Genomic DNA, 17,198 nt, shown 5'->3' with positions numbered 1-17,198 from the left:
CATTCTATGGATGCCTCGCAGGGTCGTCAACCCCTTTGTAGAAATTTATTTAAATCAATGACTTCCCGTCGTCATGGGCGGTGATGCAGGATGCGTCCGGGGATTGGCGTTGCTTTTCTGACGCCGGCTCGGCAAGCTCGTAGCGATGTGCCAGCATCTGTAGGTTTTGGATTACGGGCCGATAGATAGAGGTAAGGCTTGAGGGCCTCATCGCGGGGCAAGCCCGCTCCCACGAATCCGCCACAGATTCAATGGAGCGCAGGCTGTTCCGCCGGGCTGCACTGTTCGCTTTCGGGCGGACTCACTACACTCTCGATAGATGCAAAACTTCTTCATGAGGCGTTAACGGTGACACCACTTCTGATCACCCTGCTTATCGTTGCAGGTATCGCGCTGCTGATCGTGATCGGCTACCTGAACAATGTGGTCGAAAACGGCAAGCTCGAGCGTGCACGGCTCAAGGTCGAACTGGCCGACCGCCTGCGCCGCTGCGGCGAGATCACCGAGACCTTCCCTGGGCAATTCATGACGCCTGCGCTGAAGCTGCTGCTGACCCGCCTCGAACTGAACCTCAACCAGCGTCAGCTGGCCCTGGACAAGCACAGCGGCGACCTCAAGGCCCGCATCGCCGAGCTGGAGGGGTTGATTGGCCTGGGCGAGCGCATCCCGGTGAGCAACCCTCCCGCGCCGATCCACACCGAGGTCAAGGCCAAGGACGTGCGCTTTTTGCTCGAGCTGCTGCACAACCAGATCGTGCGTGCCACCCAGGAAGGTTTCCTGGCGACCAACGAAGGCAAGTACTGGGTCAAGGAGATCCGCCATATCCTGGTGCTGCTGCATATCGAGTTCTTCAACAACCTTGGCCAACAGGCCCTGCAGCAGAACCAGCCGGGCCAGGCCCGCCTGGCCTTCGAGCGTGGCGTGCAGTACCTGCGCAAGCAGCCGGAGCCCAAGCAGTACGAAGAGCAGCTGACTTATATGGAGAAACTGCTGAACCGGGCCAACGCCCAGGTGCTGGACCAGATGGAGCCGGCGGAGAACGACCAGAATGCGCTGACTCAGGGGCTCAAGACCGATGAGGACGAGACCTGGAAGAAGAAAGTCATCTACGATTGATGCGCCTCAGGGGCTGCTGTGCAGCCCATCGCCGCGGTTCGTCGCCACGACAAGCCGGCTCCCACAGGGACTGCGCAATGGCTAAGGTCTGCGCCCTACCTGTGGGAGCCGGCTTGTCGTGGCGACGAACCGCGGCGATGGGCCGCAAGGCGGCCCCTTTTCATTTCAGCAGTCGGTCAACTCGAGGAACACCTCGACCAGGCGCTCCAGCCCCGCCTGGTCGGCCGCGCTGAAGCGCGCCAGCTTCGGGCTGTCCAAATCGAGCACGCCGATCAGCCTGCCGGCCTTGACCAGCGGAATCACCAGCTCGCTGTTCGACGCACTGTCACAGGCGATATGCCCGGGGAAGGCATGTACGTCCTCCACCCGCTGGGTGCTACGGGTGGCCGCCGCGGCGCCGCACACACCACGGCTGAATGGAATGCGCACACAGGCCACCTGGCCCTGGAACGGGCCGAGCACCAGCTCTTCGTTGCGGTTGATATAGAAGCCCGCCCAGTTCAGGTCCTCCACCTGGTTGTAGAGAAACGCCGAGAACTGCGCGGCATTGGCGATGAAGTCACGCTCGTCAGCGAACAGCGCCTGCACTTGCGCGGCCAGCAGGTCGTAGCCATCGAGGCCTTGGCCACTGGCGTTGAGGTCGATCATTTATTTCTGCTCCAACAATTGCAGCCCGACCCAATAGCGGGCGAACTGATAGGCACAACGGCCATTACGGTTGCCGCGGCCGGTGGCCCAGCGCACGGCGAGGATGTCCAGGGCTTCGTCACGCTGCCAGCGCAGCCCGGCCGGGCGCGCCAGCTGGCCGATCCAGTGTTCGACCACGTTGAGGAAATGCTCTTGGCTGAACGGGTAGAACGACAGCCACAGGCCGAAGCGGTCGGACAGGGCGATCTTGTCCTCCACCGCTTCGTTGGGGTGCAGCTCGCCGTCGACCATCTTCCAGTTTTCGTTGTCGCTCTGCTTCTCCGGCACCAGGTGGCGGCGGTTGGAGGTGGCGTACAGCAGCACGTTGTCCGGGGCCTGCTCCAGCGAGCCGTCGAGCACGCTCTTGAGCACCCGGTAGTCGCCCTCCCCGGCCTCGAACGAGAGGTCGTCGCAGAACAGGATGAAGCGTTGTTCGAGCTTGTGCAGTTGCTCGACCACCCGCGGCAGGTCGGCCAGGTGGTCGCGCTCGATCTCGATCAGGCGCAGGCCCTGGCCTGCGTGCTCGGCCAACAGCGCGCGCACCAGCGACGACTTGCCGGTGCCGCGCGAGCCCCACAGCAGGGCGTGGTTGGCCGGCAGGCCGTTGATGAACTGGTGGGTGTTGCGGCCCAGCTGCTCGCGCTGCTGGTCGACGCCGATCAGGTCGGACAGGCGGATATCGAGGCTGACCTCCAGCGGCATCAGGTAGCCGCTGCGGCCATCGCGCTGCCAGCGGGCAGCCAGGGTGCGGCTCCAGTCGATGTCCGGGCGCGGGGCCGGCAGCAGGGGTTCGAGGCGGGCGAGGACCGATTCGGCGCGGTCGAGAAAAGCGGTAAGGCGGGCGTCCATGGCGACTCCTATTGATTTCAGTTTTTTGGGGCCGCTGCGCGCCCCATCGCCGGCAAGCCGGCTCCCACAGTGAAGAGTGATCACCTGTGGGAGCCGGCTTGCCGGCGATGGGGCGCGCAGCGGCCCTTAATCGACGATCAACTGAAATGAACAGACAGACCCGCCAGCAGCCAGGGCTGATCGGCTATGCTTGCGCAGCGCACGGAGCAAGTAACCGGCTTGGGACCCATGGATATCAAGTTCACCAATCGCCTGTCATACAAGCAAGCCCGGTTGACAGTCCTGGTCGGCTTCATCCTGGGAACATTGCTCAGTCTCATCCAGATCGGCATCGATTATGCCAGCGAAGACGCGTCCATCAACCGTGAAATTCAGGCGCTGCTGAAGATCAGCCACGACACGGCCTCGCGCATCGCCTACAACATCGACACCGAGCTGGCCCAGGAGCTGACCGGCGGGCTGCTGAAATCACCGGCGCTGATCCGTGCGCGGCTGATCGACAACAACGACACGGTGCTGGCCGACGTGCAGCGGCCGCGCATGGAAAGCCGCTACAGACCATTGTCCGATTTCCTGTTCGGCGAGCAGCGCCTGTTCCAGGACCGGCTGTTCCTCGCCCACATGCCCGAGGAGTACCTCGGCACCCTGTATCTGGACGTCGACACCTATGCCTTCGGCGGGCGCTTTCTCGACCGTGCCGGGGTCACCCTGGTCAACGGCTTCGCCCGCAGCCTGGTGCTGACCGGCATTCTCCTGGCGCTGTTCTACCTGATGCTGACCAAGCCGCTGGTGACGGTGATCGGCGCGCTCAGCGGCAATGATGCGCGCACGCCCCGGCAGAACCGCGTGGACTGCCCCAAGGGCCACGAGAACGACGAGATCGGCGTGCTGGTACGGGTCGCCAACCAGCAGTTCGTCAGCATGGCCACCGAGATCCAGCAGCGGCGCACCGCCGAGAACCGCCTGACCCAGTACCTCAACGAGCTGGAAGATATCGTCTCGGCCCGTACCAACGAGCTCAAGGCCAGCAACAGCCGCCTGAGCCAGTCCAACCAGGAACTGGACGAAGCGCGCCAGCGCGCCCTGGACATGGCCCAGGCCCGCGCCGCCTTCCTGGCCAACATGAGCCACGAGATCCGCACGCCACTCAACGGCATGCTCGGCATGATCGCCCTGGCGCTGGACAGCGGCCTGGCCGCCGAGCAGCGCCAGCAGCTGTCGATCGCCCACGACTCGGGCAAGGTGCTGGTGGAGCTGCTCAACGATATCCTCGACCTGTCGAAGTTCGACGCCGGCCAGCTGGAACTCGAACGCATCCCGTTCGACCTCGGCGCGATGGTCGAGGACACCGCCAACCTGCTGTCGCAGAATGCCGCGCCCAGTGTCGAGCTGACCTGCCTGATCGCCCCGGATTTTCCCAGCACGGTGCTGGGTGACCCGACGCGGGTACGGCAAATTGTCAGCAACCTGCTGTCCAACGCACTCAAGTTCACCCGCTTCGGGCGTGTTGATGTACGCCTGAGCAGCATCGTCGGCGGCGTGCGCCTGGAGGTCAGCGACACCGGCATCGGCATCCCCGAGGAGGCCCAGGCGCGGATTTTCCAGCCGTTCACCCAGGCCGGCGCCGGTATCACCCGCCAGTACGGCGGCACCGGCCTGGGCCTGGCCCTGACCCGCAACCTGTGCAAGGCCATGCAGGGGCACCTGCACATCCATTCCGAGACCGGTTTCGGCAGCCGTTTCAGCGCCGACCTGCCGCTACCGGCGCATACCGAGGCGATCCCGCCAGCGGCAATAAGCGGACACGTGGTAGCCCTGGGCAACCCCGGCAGCGGCCTGGCCGAGCTGCTGCAAGGGCTGCTGCCGCGCTGGGGGCTGGATTACGTGCGCCATGAAGAAGCCAGCGCACTGGCTGGCCTGCCGGTCGACCTGCTGATCACCGACGACCTGGAACACGTGCTCGACCTGCGCCCGGCCATCGCGGCGCCGATCCTGCTGGTGACCGCCTACGGCAACTTCCTGCCTGCCGAACAGGCCGAGCAACTGCAACCCTTGCAGCAGCTGGCCCGGCCCCTGGCGCGCAATGCCCTGTACCAGACGCTGCGCCGCACCCTGCAAGGCGAGCCCAACGCGCCGCTGCCCCACGAGGTGCCAGCCTCGCGCGAGCTGCGGGCGCGCATCCTGCTGGTGGAGGACAACCCGGTGAACCAGTTGGTGGCCAAGGGCATGCTGGGCAAGCTCGGCTGCCAGGTGCAGGTGGCCGCCCACGGCCAGGAGGCCCTGGACTACCTGGAACGGGACAGCTTCGACCTGGTGCTGATGGACTGCAACATGCCGGTGATGGACGGCTACGAGGCCAGCCGGCGCATCCGCCAGAGCAGCCGCTGGCCGGAGCTGCCGATCGTCGCGCTGACCGCCAACGCCATGCCCGAGGAGCGCGAACGCTGCCGCGCCGCGGGCATGAACGACTACCTGGCCAAGCCGTTCCGGCGCGAGGAACTGCTGGCGCTGATCGAGCACTGGGTGCCGGTCAGCGGTTGAGCAGCGGCTCTATCGCCGCTTTCAGCGCCTCGGGCTTGGTGGTCGGGGCGAAACGGGTGACCTTGCCGCTGCGCGGGTCGACCAGGAACTTGGTGAAGTTCCACTTGATCTTCTGCGTCCCCAGCAGGCCCGGTGCGCGGCGCTTGAGCTCGGCGAACAGCGGGTGAGCGCCGGGGCCGTTGACTTCGATCTTGCGAAACAGCGGGAAGCTCACGCCGAAGTTGAGCTCGCAGAACTGCGCGATCTCCCGGGCGTCGCCCGGCTCCTGCTTGCCGAACTGGTTGCAGGGGAAGCCCAGCACCACCAGGCCCTGGCGCTGATAGTCCTGCCACAGGCGCTCGAGCCCTTTGTACTGCGGGGTGAAACCGCACTGGCTGGCGGTGTTGACCACCAGCAGCGCCTTGCCGGCGAAGTCGCCCAGCACTTTCTGCTCACCGCCAAGGGTGACGCAGGGGATGTCCAGCAGCGCATCGGCCATGTTCGCTCTCCGTCAATCGCGTGGCTTGAAGTCCAGGCATACCGAGTTGATGCAGTAGCGTAGCCCGGTCGGCGGCGGGCCGTCGGGAAATACATGGCCCAGGTGGGCGTCGCACTGGGCGCAGGTGACTTCGGTGCGGATCATGCCGTGGGAGGTGTCGCGGATCTCGATCATCGCGGCCTCTTCGATCGGCTCGTAGAAGCTCGGCCAGCCGCAGCCCGAGTCGAACTTGGCCTTGGCGTCGAACAGCTGCAGGTCGCAGCAGATGCAGTGGTAGACGCCGTCGCGGCGCTCGCTGTTGTACTTGCCGCTGAACGGCCGCTCGGTGCCTTTCAGGCGGCACACCTGGTACTGGGCCGGATCGAGCATGGCGCGCCATTCGTCCAGGGTTTTGTCGATCTTTTGCATGGTGAGACCTCGGCAGGCTGAATTTCACCTCGCACCGGCTTTTCCCTGGCGCGGGTGGCACGTATATTAGTTGGCTTCGTGTGCAAGGCAGCCAGTCTGGCACCCGGTTCCCGCCCTTTCAAACCTTTCGAAAGAAGGCGGCGCGTATTCTCACTCGGGATCTCATCATGCAGTTCAGCAAATCGAACAAGCTCGCCAATGTCTGCTACGACATTCGCGGCCCAGTGCTCAAGCACGCCAAACGCCTGGAAGAGGAAGGCCATCGCATCCTCAAGCTGAACATCGGCAACCCGGCGCCGTTTGGTTTCGAGGCGCCGGACGAGATCCTCCAGGACGTCATCCGCAACCTGCCCACCGCCCAGGGCTACAGCGACTCCAAGGGCCTGTTCAGCGCGCGCAAGGCGGTGATGCAGTACTGCCAGCAGAAGGCAATCGAAGGCGTCACCATCGAGGACATCTACCTCGGCAACGGCGTGTCCGAGCTGATCGTCATGTCCATGCAGGCGCTGCTCAACAACGGCGACGAAGTGCTGATCCCGGCGCCCGACTACCCGCTGTGGACCGCCGCGGTGAGCCTGGCCGGCGGCAAGCCGGTGCACTACCTGTGCGACGAGCAGGCCGACTGGTTCCCGGACCTTGACGACATCAAGGCCAAGATCACCCCGAACACCAAGGCATTGGTGATCATCAACCCGAACAACCCGACCGGCGCGGTGTACTCCAAGGAGCTGCTGCTGGGCATGCTGGAGCTGGCGCGCCAGCACAACCTGGTGGTGTTCTCCGACGAGATCTACGACAAGATCCTCTACGACGAGGCAGTGCACATCAGCACCGCGTCGCTGGCCCCGGACCTGCTGTGCCTGACCTTCAACGGCCTGTCCAAGTCGTACCGGGTGGCGGGCTTCCGCTCCGGCTGGCTGATCATCTCCGGGCCCAAGCACCACGCCACGAGCTACATCGAAGGCATCGACATGCTGGCCAACATGCGCCTGTGCGCCAACGTGCCGGCCCAGCACGCCATCCAGACCGCCCTGGGCGGCTACCAGAGCATCAACGACCTGGTGCTACCGCCGGGCCGCCTGCTGGAGCAGCGCAACCGTACCTACGAGCTGCTCAACGACATCCCCGGGGTCAGTTGCGTCAAGCCGATGGGCGCGCTGTACGCCTTCCCACGCATCGATCCGAAGGTCTGCCCGATCCTCAACGACGAGAAATTCGCCCTCGACCTGCTGCTGTCGGAGAAGCTGCTGATCGTCCAGGGCACGGCGTTCAACTGGCCGTGGCCGGACCACTTCCGCGTGGTGACGCTGCCGCGGGTGGATGACCTGGAACAGGCGATCGGGCGGATCGGCAACTTCCTGCGTACCTATTCGCAGTAATAGGCTTGGTTTTTGTGGTGGCGCCGAAATCGAGCGCCGCCCGCGCGGCGCATCGCGGATGAATCCGCTCCTACATTTGTTGCAACGTGCCGAACCTGTCAGGCCATGGTTGCCAGCCTTGGCGCAGGGCTTGAGACGGGTGGGGCGGCGGCAATGCCCACCGAAAAACCGTGTCGAGCACACGAGGCGTATAACCATGGCCTATCAGGCATGGTCACGTTGCAACAAACGTAGGAGCGGATTCATCCGCGATGCGCCGCGCGGGCGGCGCTCGGTCTCGACCACGACAAAATCAGCACGCCGTACCCAATGAATCTGCTCACATCCTGCAACGCTCTACCCCACAGCCCTTACGGCATCCTCTGCCATACTCCTCGCGTACACAGTTTGAAATAGTCGCCCGGTTGAATAGCCGCGCCCTCCCCCTTATATACCCCGCAGTACGCAACAAACTCATCCGTCAGGAGAACGTAACAACCATGATGCGCATTCTGTTGTTTGTAGCCACCAACCTCGCGGTGGTGCTGGTTGCAAGCATTACCCTGAGCCTGTTCGGCTTCAACGGGTTCATGGCCGCCAACGGGGTTGACCTCAACCTCGGCCAGCTGCTGGTCTTCTGCGCCGTGTTCGGTTTCGCTGGCTCGCTCGTTTCGCTGTTCATCTCCAAGTGGATGGCGAAGATGACCACCGGCACCCAGATCATCACCCAGCCCCGCACCCGTCACGAGCAGTGGCTGCTGCAGACCGTCGAGGAGCTGTCCCGCGAGGCCGGCATCAAGATGCCCGAGGTGGGCATCTTCCCAGCCTACGAGGCCAACGCCTTCGCCACCGGCTGGAACCGCAACGACGCGCTGGTGGCGGTGTCCCAGGGCCTGCTGGAACGCTTCTCGCCTGATGAGGTGCGCGCGGTGCTGGCCCACGAGATCGGCCACGTGGCCAACGGCGACATGGTCACCATGGCGCTGGTGCAGGGCGTGGTGAACACCTTCGTGATGTTCTTCGCCCGCATCATCGGCAACTTCGTCGACCGGGTGATCTTCAAGAACGAAGAAGGCCACGGCATCGCCTACTTCATTGCGACCATCGTCGCCGAACTGGTGCTGGGTATCCTCGCCAGCATCATCGTCATGTGGTACTCGCGCCGCCGCGAGTTCCGCGCCGACGAGGCCGGCGCCCACCTGGCCGGCACCGGCGCAATGATCGGCGCGCTGCAGCGCCTGCGCTCCGAGCAGGGCCTGCCGGTGCACATGCCGGACACGATGAAGGCCTTCGGCATCAACGGCGGCCTCAAGCATGGCCTGGCCGGCCTGCTGATGAGCCACCCGCCGCTGGAAGACCGCATCGACGCGCTGCGCCGCCGCGGCTGATCCAGGGAAGTGTTGGAAAGGGCGACTTCGGTCGCCCTTTTTCATGGGCCTGTCCCGCGATGGCTTTAACGCCGAACGCTGTACACTCGCTCAACCAAACTTTCGACACCAGCTTTGAGAAACTTCGGACTCTCGTCGAGAATCTCCCGCGCCTCGACCTCATCGACCCGCCACCCGGCAAAACCTGTCCGCACTTCGGCGTCCGGCACCGAGAACGGTGGCCCATCGATCAATCCCTGGTCGTAATCCAGGGTCACCAGCAGTCCACGGCAGGCCGCTGGCAACAGCTTACCCAACAACGCCATGTAGCGCTCACGCATCGGCCCCGGCAAGGCAATCAACGCCGCTCGGTCGTATACCCCCGCGCAACCAGCCAGATCCTCGGCACGCAGGGCGAACACATCGCCGCACCACAACTCCACCTCGTCGCTGCGCCACACCTCGAAGGCGCCATGCCGGGCAACCTGCGCCACCAAGCCATGTTCGGTAAAGAAGTCCGCCACCGCCCTGCGCGACAGTTCCACCCCCAGCACCCGATACCCTTGCGCAGCCAGCCAGAGCATGTCCAGGCTCTTGCCACACAGCGGCACCAGCACCCGCGCGCCCGGGGCCAGCCCAAACGTCGGCCAGTGCGCCTGCAGGTACGGATTCACCTGGGCCTGGTGAAAGCCTATCTGGTTGTCCGCCCACCGCTTGTGCCAGAACGCTGGCTCCATGATCCCTCCCGGTTTTTCGATAAAAGACTGTGAAAACTTATATTGGATCTCGATCGAAGGCTGATCGAAGATGGCAGCATCTTACCTGCCAGGACCCCACCATGCTGCCCAGCCTGTTCATTTCCCATGGCTCACCCATGCTCGCCCTGCAACCCGGCGCCAGCGGCCCTGCCCTGGCCGAACTGGCCCGCGCACTGCCCCGCCCGAAAGCGATCGTGGTGGTGTCGGCGCACTGGGAAAGCCGCGAACTGCTGGTGATGAGCAACCCACATCCGCAGACCTGGCATGACTTCCATGGTTTTCCGCCCGCCCTGTACGCGGTGCACTACCCGGCCCCCAGCGAACCGGCACTGGCCCAGCGGCTGGCCGGCTTGCTCGGCGCCCGCCTGGATGAACAACGGCCTTTCGACCATGGTGCCTGGGTGCCGCTGTCGCTGATGTATCCGCAAGCGGAGATTCCGGTAGTCCAGGTGTCGCTCCCCAGCCAGGCCGGCCCCGCCCTGCAACTGAAGGTCGGGCAGGCGCTGGCGCAGCTGCGCGAGGAAGGCATCCTGCTGATCGGCTCGGGCAGCATCACCCATAACCTGGGCGAGCTGGACTGGCATGCGGGGCCGGATGCGGTCGAGCCCTGGGCGCTGGCGTTTCGCGACTGGGTGGTGGAGCGGCTGAAGGCGGGAGACGAGGCGGCGCTTGTGGACTATCGGCGCCAGGCGCCGTTTGCAGTGCGCAATCATCCCAGTGACGAGCACCTGCTGCCGCTGTTCTTCGCCATGGGCGCTGGCGAGCGGTTTGGCATCGTTCACCAGGGATTCACGCTGGGAGCGCTGGGGATGGATATCTATCGGTTCGACTGACGCTCTCACGCACAGAGTTACAGTGCTCGACACAGGCAAAAAAAATCCCCGACCTAGGCCGGGGATTTTTCATTGCAGCGCCAGGATCAGTCCTCGCGGTAGCGGCGCAGCTTCAGCTGCTTGCCGGCCACGCGGGTGTCCTTGAGCTTGGTCAGCAGACGCTCGAGGCCGTCTTCGGGCAGCTCGATCAGGCTGAAGCTGTCACGTACCTGGATGCGGCCGATGGCGTCACGCGCCAGGCCACCCTCGTTGAGGATAGCGCCCAGCAGGTTCTTGGCGGCGATGCCGTCACGGGCACCCAGGGCGGTACGGCAACGCACACGGCCTTCGGCCAGCGGCATCGGCGCACGGCGCTCACGGTCACCACGGTCGCTGCGCTCACCACGTTCGGCACGCTCGCCAGTGCTGCGCTCACGCGGGGTGTGGGTCGGCACCAACGGCTGCTCACGCTCGACCGAAGCCAGGTCCAGCGCCTGGCCATTGGTGGCCTTGCGCAGCAGGGCCGAAGCCAGGGCACGGGCACTGCAACCCAGGTCGGCGGTCAGGCGGTCGAACAGCTCGCCATGGCTGGCCTCGGACTCGGCCACCAGTGGCGCCAGGCTCTTGGTCAGCTTCTTGATGCGTGCGTCCAGCACGGCCTGCGGGTTAGGCAGGCGGGCTTCGGCAACCTTCTGCCCGGTGACACGCTCGATCACCTGCAGCATGCGGCGCTCACGCGGGGTGACCAGCAGCAGCGCACGGCCATCGCGACCGGCACGGCCGGTACGGCCGATACGGTGCACGTAGGACTCCGGATCGTACGGCATGTCGACGTTGAACACGTGGGTGATACGCGGTACGTCCAGACCACGGGCAGCGACGTCGGTGGCGACGACGATGTCCAGGCGGCCATCCTTGAGCGAGTCGATCACGCGCTCACGCTGGTTCTGGGCGATGTCGCCGTTCAGCGCTGCAGCCTTGTAGCCTTTGGCTTCCAGGGCGGCGGCCAGGTCCAGGGTGGCTTGCTTGGTACGCACGAAGGCGATCAGCGCGTCGAACTCTTCCACTTCCAGCAGGCGCAGCACGGCCGGGATCTTCTGGTCGGCGTGGACCATCAGGTGGGCCTGCTCGATCGCGGTCACGGTCTGGGTCTTGCTCTGGATCTTGACGTGCTTCGGCTCGCGCAGGTGGCGCTCGGCGATGGCACGGATCGAGGCCGGCAGGGTGGCGGAGAACAGCACGGTCTGGCGGGTTGCAGGGATGGCGTCGAAGATCACTTCGAGGTCGTCCATGAAGCCCAGCTTGAGCATTTCGTCCGCTTCGTCGAGTACCAGGTACTGAACGGTGGACAGGACTTTCTCGTCGCGGCGCAGGTGGTCGCACAGGCGGCCAGGGGTGGCCACGACGATTTGCGCGCCGTTACGAATGGCACGCAGTTGTGGGCCCATCGGGGCACCACCGTAGACAGCCACCACGTTAACGCCCGGCATCTGCTTGGCGTAGGTTTCGAAAGCGGTGGCTACTTGCAGCGCCAACTCACGGGTTGGCGCCAGGATCAGGGCTTGCGGTTCGCGCTTGCTCACGTCGATCTTGTTGAGGATCGGCAGGGCGAAGGCAGCGGTCTTGCCGGTGCCAGTCTGCGCCTGGCCGATCATGTCGTGACCGGCGAGGATGATCGGGATCGACTGATGCTGAATAGCCGAAGGCTCTTCGTAGCCGGTGGCCAGAACAGCAGCAACGATATTCGGATTGAGATCGAGAGCGGCGAATCCGCCGGTTTCCTGGGTCATGGGTCTGCCTCTAGGTGCATCCGCAAAGACCCATGCTCCAAAACTGCACATGCCTTGAAAGACCAAGCGGTCACCCAGGCAGTTTTGGCGGCGGGGATTTGCGAAAACGATTGAAAAAGGAACGTCTTGGGAAGGTCCGACTAGCGGACGCTCAGCCGAAGCTGGGTTCGGAGGATTTGCACCACCTGATTTGAGGTCCGCTAAAAGACCGGCGCGTACTATACCCGAAATTGCCATGAGCTGTGAGAAATATTTCAATCCTGATGTCCGCCACGGGGGCAGCATTGGATCCAGGCTGAATCGTTTCCTCCAAAGGCTTGCGCCGCCTCCGCAGAACTCATGTCGCCGGGCGGATTGCCTTGATCAGGTAATCCAGTGAATAACCCAGGCGTGGCGCCAGGGATTCGGCACGGGCACGCAGCGCTTGCAGATCCAAAACCTGCTCCAGGTCCGCCGGCACCAGCAGGATCACGTTACCCTCCTTCACCGGCAGCTCCCAGTAATGGCGATGGTACAGCCCGCGCAACAAGGCCGCGCCCAGTGGCTTGCCATCGTCCCCGGCCCACTGGTTGATCACCAGCCAGCCATCGGGGTTGAGCTGCTTCTGGCAGTTTTCCAGGAACCCCCAGGCCAGATGCCCGACGCCGGGGCCATAGTCGGTATACAGGTCGACGAACAGCAAGTCGGCCTTTTCGGCGCTGGGCAGCAGCTCAAGGGCATCGCCCACCCGCACGTACAGCCGCGGATCGTCGTCCAGGCCCATGAACTCCATGGCCAGGCGCGGCACGTCCGGGCGCAGTTCGATGGCCTCGACATCCTCCAGCGGCAGGAACTTCAGGCAGGCCTGGGTCAGGGTGCCGGCGCCAAGGCCGAGGAACAACGCGCTTTCCGGCTGCCCGTGGCACAGCGCGCCGACCAGCATGGCGCGGGTGTAATCGTACTCCAGCCAGCTGGGGTCGGCGGTGAAGGTGCAGCTCTGCTCGATGGCGTCGCCGAACTCGAGGAAGCGATAGTCATCCACCTCGTACACGCTGATAACGCCAAAGGCGTCCTCGACCCGTGCCAGCAGCCGCTCTTCCCGCTCCGTCGCCATCCCTACCACCTGCCCGCGCAAAACCGCCATTGTCCGCCAATGCCGGTGGTGCAACAAGCACGCGCGGGCGTACCATGGCTGGCAGGCCTCAACGACACTTATGGATAGAGCTTGCAATGACCCGACAATGGACCCCCGATAGCTGGCGCACCCTGCCGATCCAGCAGCAACCGATCTACCCCGACGCCGCGCACCTGCTGAAGGTGGAGCAGACCCTGGCCAGCTACCCGCCGCTGGTGTTCGCCGGCGAAGCCCGCGAGCTGCGCCGGCAGTTCGCCGAGGTGACCCAGGGCCGGGCGTTCCTGCTGCAGGGTGGCGACTGCGCCGAGAGCTTCGCCGAGTTCTCCGCGGCGAAGATCCGCGACACTTTCAAGGTGCTGCTGCAGATGGCCATTGTCATGACCTTCGCCGCCGGCTGCCCGGTGGTCAAGGTCGGGCGCATGGCCGGGCAGTTCGCCAAGCCACGCTCGGCCAACGACGAAACCCTCGGCGACGTCACCCTGCCCGCCTACCGTGGCGACATCGTCAACGGCATCGGCTTCGACGCGAAAAGCCGCATCCCCGACCCCGAGCGGCTGCTGCAGGCCTACCACCAGTCCACCGCCAGCCTCAACCTGCTGCGCGCCTTCGCCCAGGGCGGCTTTGCCGACCTGCACCAGGTGCACAAGTGGAACCTCGATTTCATCGCCAACTCGGCGCTGGCCGACAAGTACCACCAGTTGGCCAACCGCATCGACGAAACCCTGGCCTTCATGCGCGCCTGCGGCCTGGACACAGCGCCGCAACTGCGTGAAACCAGCTTCTTCACCGCCCACGAAGCGCTGCTGCTCAACTATGAAGAAGCCTTCGTGCGCAGCGACAGCCTGACCGGCGACTACTACGACTGCTCGGCGCACATGCTATGGATCGGCGACCGCACCCGCCAGCTCGACGGCGCCCACGTCGAGTTCCTGCGCGGCGTGCACAACCCGATCGGGGTCAAGGTCGGCCCGAGCATGAACCCCGAAGAGCTGATCCGCCTGATCGACGTGCTCAACCCGGACAACGACCCGGGCCGCCTGAACCTGATCGTACGCATGGGCGCCGGCAAGGTCGGCGACCATCTGCCGGGGCTGATCCGCACCGTGCAGCGCGAAGGCCGCCAGGTGCTGTGGAGCTCGGACCCGATGCATGGCAACACCATCAAGGCCAGCAGCGGCTACAAGACACGCGACTTTGCGCAGATCCTCGATGAGGTCAAGCAGTTCTTCCAGGTGCACCAGGCCGAAGGCAGCCACGCCGGTGGCATCCATATCGAAATGACCGGGCAGAACGTCACCGAGTGCATCGGCGGCGCCCGGCCGATCACCGAAGACGCGCTCTCCGACCGCTACCACACCCACTGCGACCCGCGCATGAACGCCGACCAGTCGCTGGAACTGGCCTTCCTGATCGCCGAAACCCTTAAGCAGGTACGCCGCTGAGCAACGCCTGACGCAGCCGGCTGCCCTCGGCGCGGGGGCAGTTGAGCTGCACCTGCGCCAGGCCCAGCCAGTTGGCCAGCCTCTGCAGGCTGAGCGCCAACGCCTGGTAGCCCGCCTCGTCCAGCCCCGTCGCCTCTTCGTGCACCGCATGCACCGCCAGACGTCCGTGGGCGCGTTCGGCACGCAGGTCCAGGCGCGCGGCAATGCGCCCGTCGTGCAGGAACGGCAGCACGTAGTAGCCGTACACCCGCTTGTGCGCGGGGGTGTAGATCTCCAGGCGATAGCGGAAATCGAACAGGCGCTCGGTACGCTCGCGCGCCCAGACCAATGAATCGAACGGCGACAGCAAGGCGCTGACTTCGATGCGTCGGGGAATCCGTGGCACGTCCGCGACATAGGCCGGCTGTTTCCAGCCCTGCACGGCGCAGGCCTGCAGGCGCCCGTCCTCGACCAGAACAGCCAGGGCGGCCTTGCTCTGCTGCGGCGAGAGGCGAAAGTAATCACGCAGATCCTGTTCGGTGGCCACGCCCAGGGCGCCGGCGGCGTGCAGCAGCAAGCCCTGGTGCGCTTCAGCCTCGCTGGGCGGGGCCTGATCGAGGATGGCCGCCGGCAGCACCCGCTCGGGCAGGTCGTACAGGCGCTCGAAACCGCGACGCCCGGCCACCGTGACCTCGCCAGCGGCGAACAGCCATTCCAGCGCGTGCTTTTCTTCGCTCCAGTCCCACCAGGGGCCAGCGCGTTCCTCGCGGGTCGACAGGCTGCCGGCACCCAGCGCGCCGCGCTCGCGCACGGCCGCCAGTACCCGGTCGATCACCTCTCGTCGCTCACGGCCAAAGGTCGCCAGTTGCCGGTAGATGCCCTTGCCGTCGGCGGCGTGGGCCATGCGCCAGCGCATCAGCGGGTAGAGCTCCAGCGGCAGCAACGACGCCTCATGCCCCCAGTATTCGAATAGCCGCCGCTGACGGCGCTTGCCCCAGGCGAGCTGGTCCAGCAGGTCGGCTGGATAGTCGCCAAGGCGCGAGAACAACGGCAGGTAATGGGAGCGCACCAGCGCGTTGACCGAGTCGATCTGCACCACGCCCAGGCGCTGAAACATGCGCGTGAGGCTGGCCAGGGTCGGCGGGCTGCCGGGCGACTTGCCGAAGCCCTGGGCGGACAGGGCCAGGCGGCGGGCCTGAGCGAGGGACAGGCTGAAGGACATGAGATGGCTCCGTCTGGTGTCCAGACAGTAAAGACGCAATCGCGGGGCAAGCCCGCTCCCACGCATCTTTGTGGGAGCGGGCTTGCCCCGCGATTGGAACCACCTTCATTTCCGCAACGGGTCCTCCCAGAAATGCCGGTCGGCTTCCTGCTGGATGTCCGCCCGCGACAACCCAAGATCGTGCAGCGTGGCATCGCTCAGGCGCGCCAGCTCGTCGCGCTGGCGGTGCAGTTCGAACCAGCGCAGCACCAGCCCGCTGGCGTCGTGCCACAGATGGCCCAGGGATGCGGCCGGTTGGTGAGCTACGTTGAAATGACCTTTCATCATGACGCCCTCCTTGTGGATGGCTCCAGTCTCGTCCCAGGCCTAAGATCAATCCAACGAATGTTTCTGATGCCATGCATCTCGGAGATTGATGCCATGTCCCAGTATCAGAGTCTCGACGCCGAGGTGCTGCGCACCTTCGTCGCCATTGCCGAGCAAGGTGGTTTCACCCGCGCCGGCGAAGTGGTCAACCGCACCCAGTCGGCGGTGAGCATGCAGATGAAGCGCCTGGAGGAGGACATCCTGCAGCGCCAGCTGTTCGAGCGCGACGGCCGCCAAGTGCGCCTGACCGCCGAGGGCCAGGTGCTGCTGGGCTATGCGCGGCGCATCCTCAAGCTGCATGGCGAGGTATTCAACACCCTGCGCATGCCGCACATGGTCGGGGTGGTGCGCATCGGCACGCCGGACGACTACGCCATGCGCTACCTGCCGGGTATTCTCACCCGCTTTGCCCAGGCCTACCCGCTGATCCATGTCGAGGTGCATTGCGATTCGTCCAAGCAGTTGATGCTGCGCCAGGACCTGGACCTGACCATCGTCACCCGCGAGCCGGGCAACGAGGTCGGCCAGCTGCTGCGCCAGGAACGCCTGGTGTGGGCCGCGGCCAAAGGCTTCTGCCCGCAGGAGCAGCGGCCCATGCCGCTGGCGCTGTTCAACACCGACTGCTTTTGCCGCGCCTGGACCTGCAATGCCCTGGAGCGCCACGGCATCGAGTACCGCATCGCCTACACCAGCCCAAGCCTGGCGGCGATCTTCGCCATCGTGCAGGCGGGGCTGGCGGTGACCGCGCAGTTGCACAGCCTGATCGGCGGCGACCTGCGCATCCTCGGCGAGGACGACGGCCTGCCGCAGTTGCACATGGCCAATGTGATGCTGCTGCGCAATGACCAGCAGCATTCGCCGATTACCGACTGCATGGCCGAGTACATCGTCGAAGGGTTCAAGTAAGGCGA

16 protein-coding genes are annotated in these 17,198 nt (G+C 65.0%); 7 read left to right on the top strand and 9 right to left on the bottom strand.

What is annotated here, in order from left to right; translation table 11 throughout:
- Positions 1-348 precede the first annotated feature (348 nt).
- Positions 349-1,116, top strand: a complete 768-nt coding sequence (locus tag ACZ9C1_RS26320) for a hypothetical protein (protein ID WP_046856553.1) — start codon at positions 349-351, stop codon at positions 1,114-1,116.
- Between the two features lie 165 nt (positions 1,117-1,281).
- On the opposite strand, the gene ACZ9C1_RS26315 is transcribed toward ACZ9C1_RS26320, so the two are convergent.
- Together ACZ9C1_RS26315 and ACZ9C1_RS26310 are read right to left on the bottom strand one after the other, a co-directional pair.
- Positions 1,282-1,764: a GAF domain-containing protein gene (locus ACZ9C1_RS26315; RefSeq protein WP_046856554.1), complete on the bottom strand. Its 483-nt coding sequence runs from the start codon at positions 1,762-1,764 to the stop codon at positions 1,282-1,284.
- Positions 1,765-2,652, bottom strand: coding sequence for an ATP-binding protein (locus ACZ9C1_RS26310; protein ID WP_046856555.1), 888 nt, complete (start codon positions 2,650-2,652; stop codon positions 1,765-1,767).
- 186 nt (positions 2,653-2,838) lie between these two features.
- Between ACZ9C1_RS26310 and ACZ9C1_RS26305 the strand changes: the two genes are divergently transcribed.
- Positions 2,839-5,193, top strand: coding sequence for a hybrid sensor histidine kinase/response regulator (locus ACZ9C1_RS26305; protein WP_457378570.1), 2,355 nt, complete (start codon positions 2,839-2,841; stop codon positions 5,191-5,193).
- Here ACZ9C1_RS26305 and ACZ9C1_RS26300 read toward each other — a convergent pair.
- Together ACZ9C1_RS26300 and msrB are read right to left on the bottom strand one after the other, a co-directional pair.
- Positions 5,183-5,671, bottom strand: a complete 489-nt coding sequence (locus ACZ9C1_RS26300; RefSeq protein WP_046856557.1) for a glutathione peroxidase — start codon at positions 5,669-5,671, stop codon at positions 5,183-5,185. The genes ACZ9C1_RS26305 and ACZ9C1_RS26300 overlap by 11 nt on opposite strands.
- Before the next feature lie 12 nt (positions 5,672-5,683).
- A complete protein-coding gene (msrB, locus tag ACZ9C1_RS26295; protein ID WP_102684226.1) occupies positions 5,684-6,079 on the bottom strand; it encodes a peptide-methionine (R)-S-oxide reductase MsrB in 396 nt (131 codons plus the stop codon).
- 167 nt (positions 6,080-6,246) lie between these two features.
- On the opposite strand from msrB, the gene ACZ9C1_RS26290 reads away from it, so the two are divergent.
- Both ACZ9C1_RS26290 and htpX read left to right on the top strand, forming a co-directional pair.
- Positions 6,247-7,458: a pyridoxal phosphate-dependent aminotransferase gene (locus ACZ9C1_RS26290; protein WP_139672678.1), complete on the top strand. Its 1,212-nt coding sequence runs from the start codon at positions 6,247-6,249 to the stop codon at positions 7,456-7,458.
- Positions 7,459-7,937: 479 nt separating this feature from the next.
- Complete coding sequence (htpX, locus tag ACZ9C1_RS26285) at positions 7,938-8,825, top strand: protease HtpX (RefSeq protein ID WP_038705666.1); 888 nt, start codon at positions 7,938-7,940, stop codon at positions 8,823-8,825.
- 65 nt (positions 8,826-8,890) lie between these two features.
- Here the strand turns inward: htpX and ACZ9C1_RS26280 are convergent, their stop codons facing one another.
- Positions 8,891-9,541 (bottom strand): thiopurine S-methyltransferase, encoded by a 651-nt coding sequence (locus ACZ9C1_RS26280; protein WP_476254548.1) that lies wholly within the window; start codon positions 9,539-9,541, stop codon positions 8,891-8,893.
- 101 nt (positions 9,542-9,642) lie between these two features.
- Here ACZ9C1_RS26280 and ACZ9C1_RS26275 point away from each other — a divergent pair, with 101 nt between their 5' ends.
- Positions 9,643-10,395 (top strand): DODA-type extradiol aromatic ring-opening family dioxygenase, encoded by a 753-nt coding sequence (locus ACZ9C1_RS26275; protein WP_277503221.1) that lies wholly within the window; start codon positions 9,643-9,645, stop codon positions 10,393-10,395.
- An 86-nt stretch (positions 10,396-10,481) separates the two neighbouring features.
- Here ACZ9C1_RS26275 and ACZ9C1_RS26270 read toward each other — a convergent pair whose 3' ends face one another.
- Both ACZ9C1_RS26270 and ACZ9C1_RS26265 read right to left on the bottom strand, forming a co-directional pair.
- Entirely contained in the window at positions 10,482-12,164 is a 1,683-nt protein-coding gene (locus tag ACZ9C1_RS26270; RefSeq protein ID WP_198754648.1) for a DEAD/DEAH box helicase, read from the bottom strand.
- A gap of 337 nt (positions 12,165-12,501) precedes the next feature.
- Positions 12,502-13,257, bottom strand: a complete 756-nt coding sequence (locus tag ACZ9C1_RS26265; protein ID WP_110698165.1) for a spermidine synthase — start codon at positions 13,255-13,257, stop codon at positions 12,502-12,504.
- A 116-nt stretch (positions 13,258-13,373) separates the two neighbouring features.
- On the opposite strand from ACZ9C1_RS26265, the gene ACZ9C1_RS26260 reads away from it, so the two are divergent.
- Entirely contained in the window at positions 13,374-14,720 is a 1,347-nt protein-coding gene (locus ACZ9C1_RS26260; RefSeq protein ID WP_457378568.1) for a class II 3-deoxy-7-phosphoheptulonate synthase, read from the top strand.
- Here ACZ9C1_RS26260 and ACZ9C1_RS26255 read toward each other — a convergent pair.
- Positions 14,701-15,921, bottom strand: a complete 1,221-nt coding sequence (locus tag ACZ9C1_RS26255) for a winged helix-turn-helix domain-containing protein (RefSeq protein ID WP_476254547.1) — start codon at positions 15,919-15,921, stop codon at positions 14,701-14,703. The two genes, ACZ9C1_RS26260 and ACZ9C1_RS26255, sit on opposite strands and share 20 nt — an antisense overlap.
- 105 nt (positions 15,922-16,026) lie before the next feature.
- Positions 16,027-16,245 carry a DUF1127 domain-containing protein gene (locus ACZ9C1_RS26250; RefSeq protein WP_031316004.1) on the bottom strand — a complete coding sequence of 73 codons (219 nt, stop codon included), beginning with the start codon at positions 16,243-16,245 and terminating at the stop codon, positions 16,027-16,029.
- Positions 16,246-16,341: 96 nt separating this feature from the next.
- Between ACZ9C1_RS26250 and ACZ9C1_RS26245 the strand changes: the two genes are divergently transcribed.
- Complete coding sequence (locus tag ACZ9C1_RS26245; RefSeq protein WP_476254546.1) at positions 16,342-17,193, top strand: LysR substrate-binding domain-containing protein; 852 nt, start codon at positions 16,342-16,344, stop codon at positions 17,191-17,193.
- Positions 17,194-17,198: the final 5 nt, after the last annotated feature.

Source organism: Pseudomonas sp. TE21435 (assembly GCF_056279265.1).
Note: the sequence above shows the minus strand (reverse complement) of the source record. Positions and strands in the feature narration are given on the sequence as shown.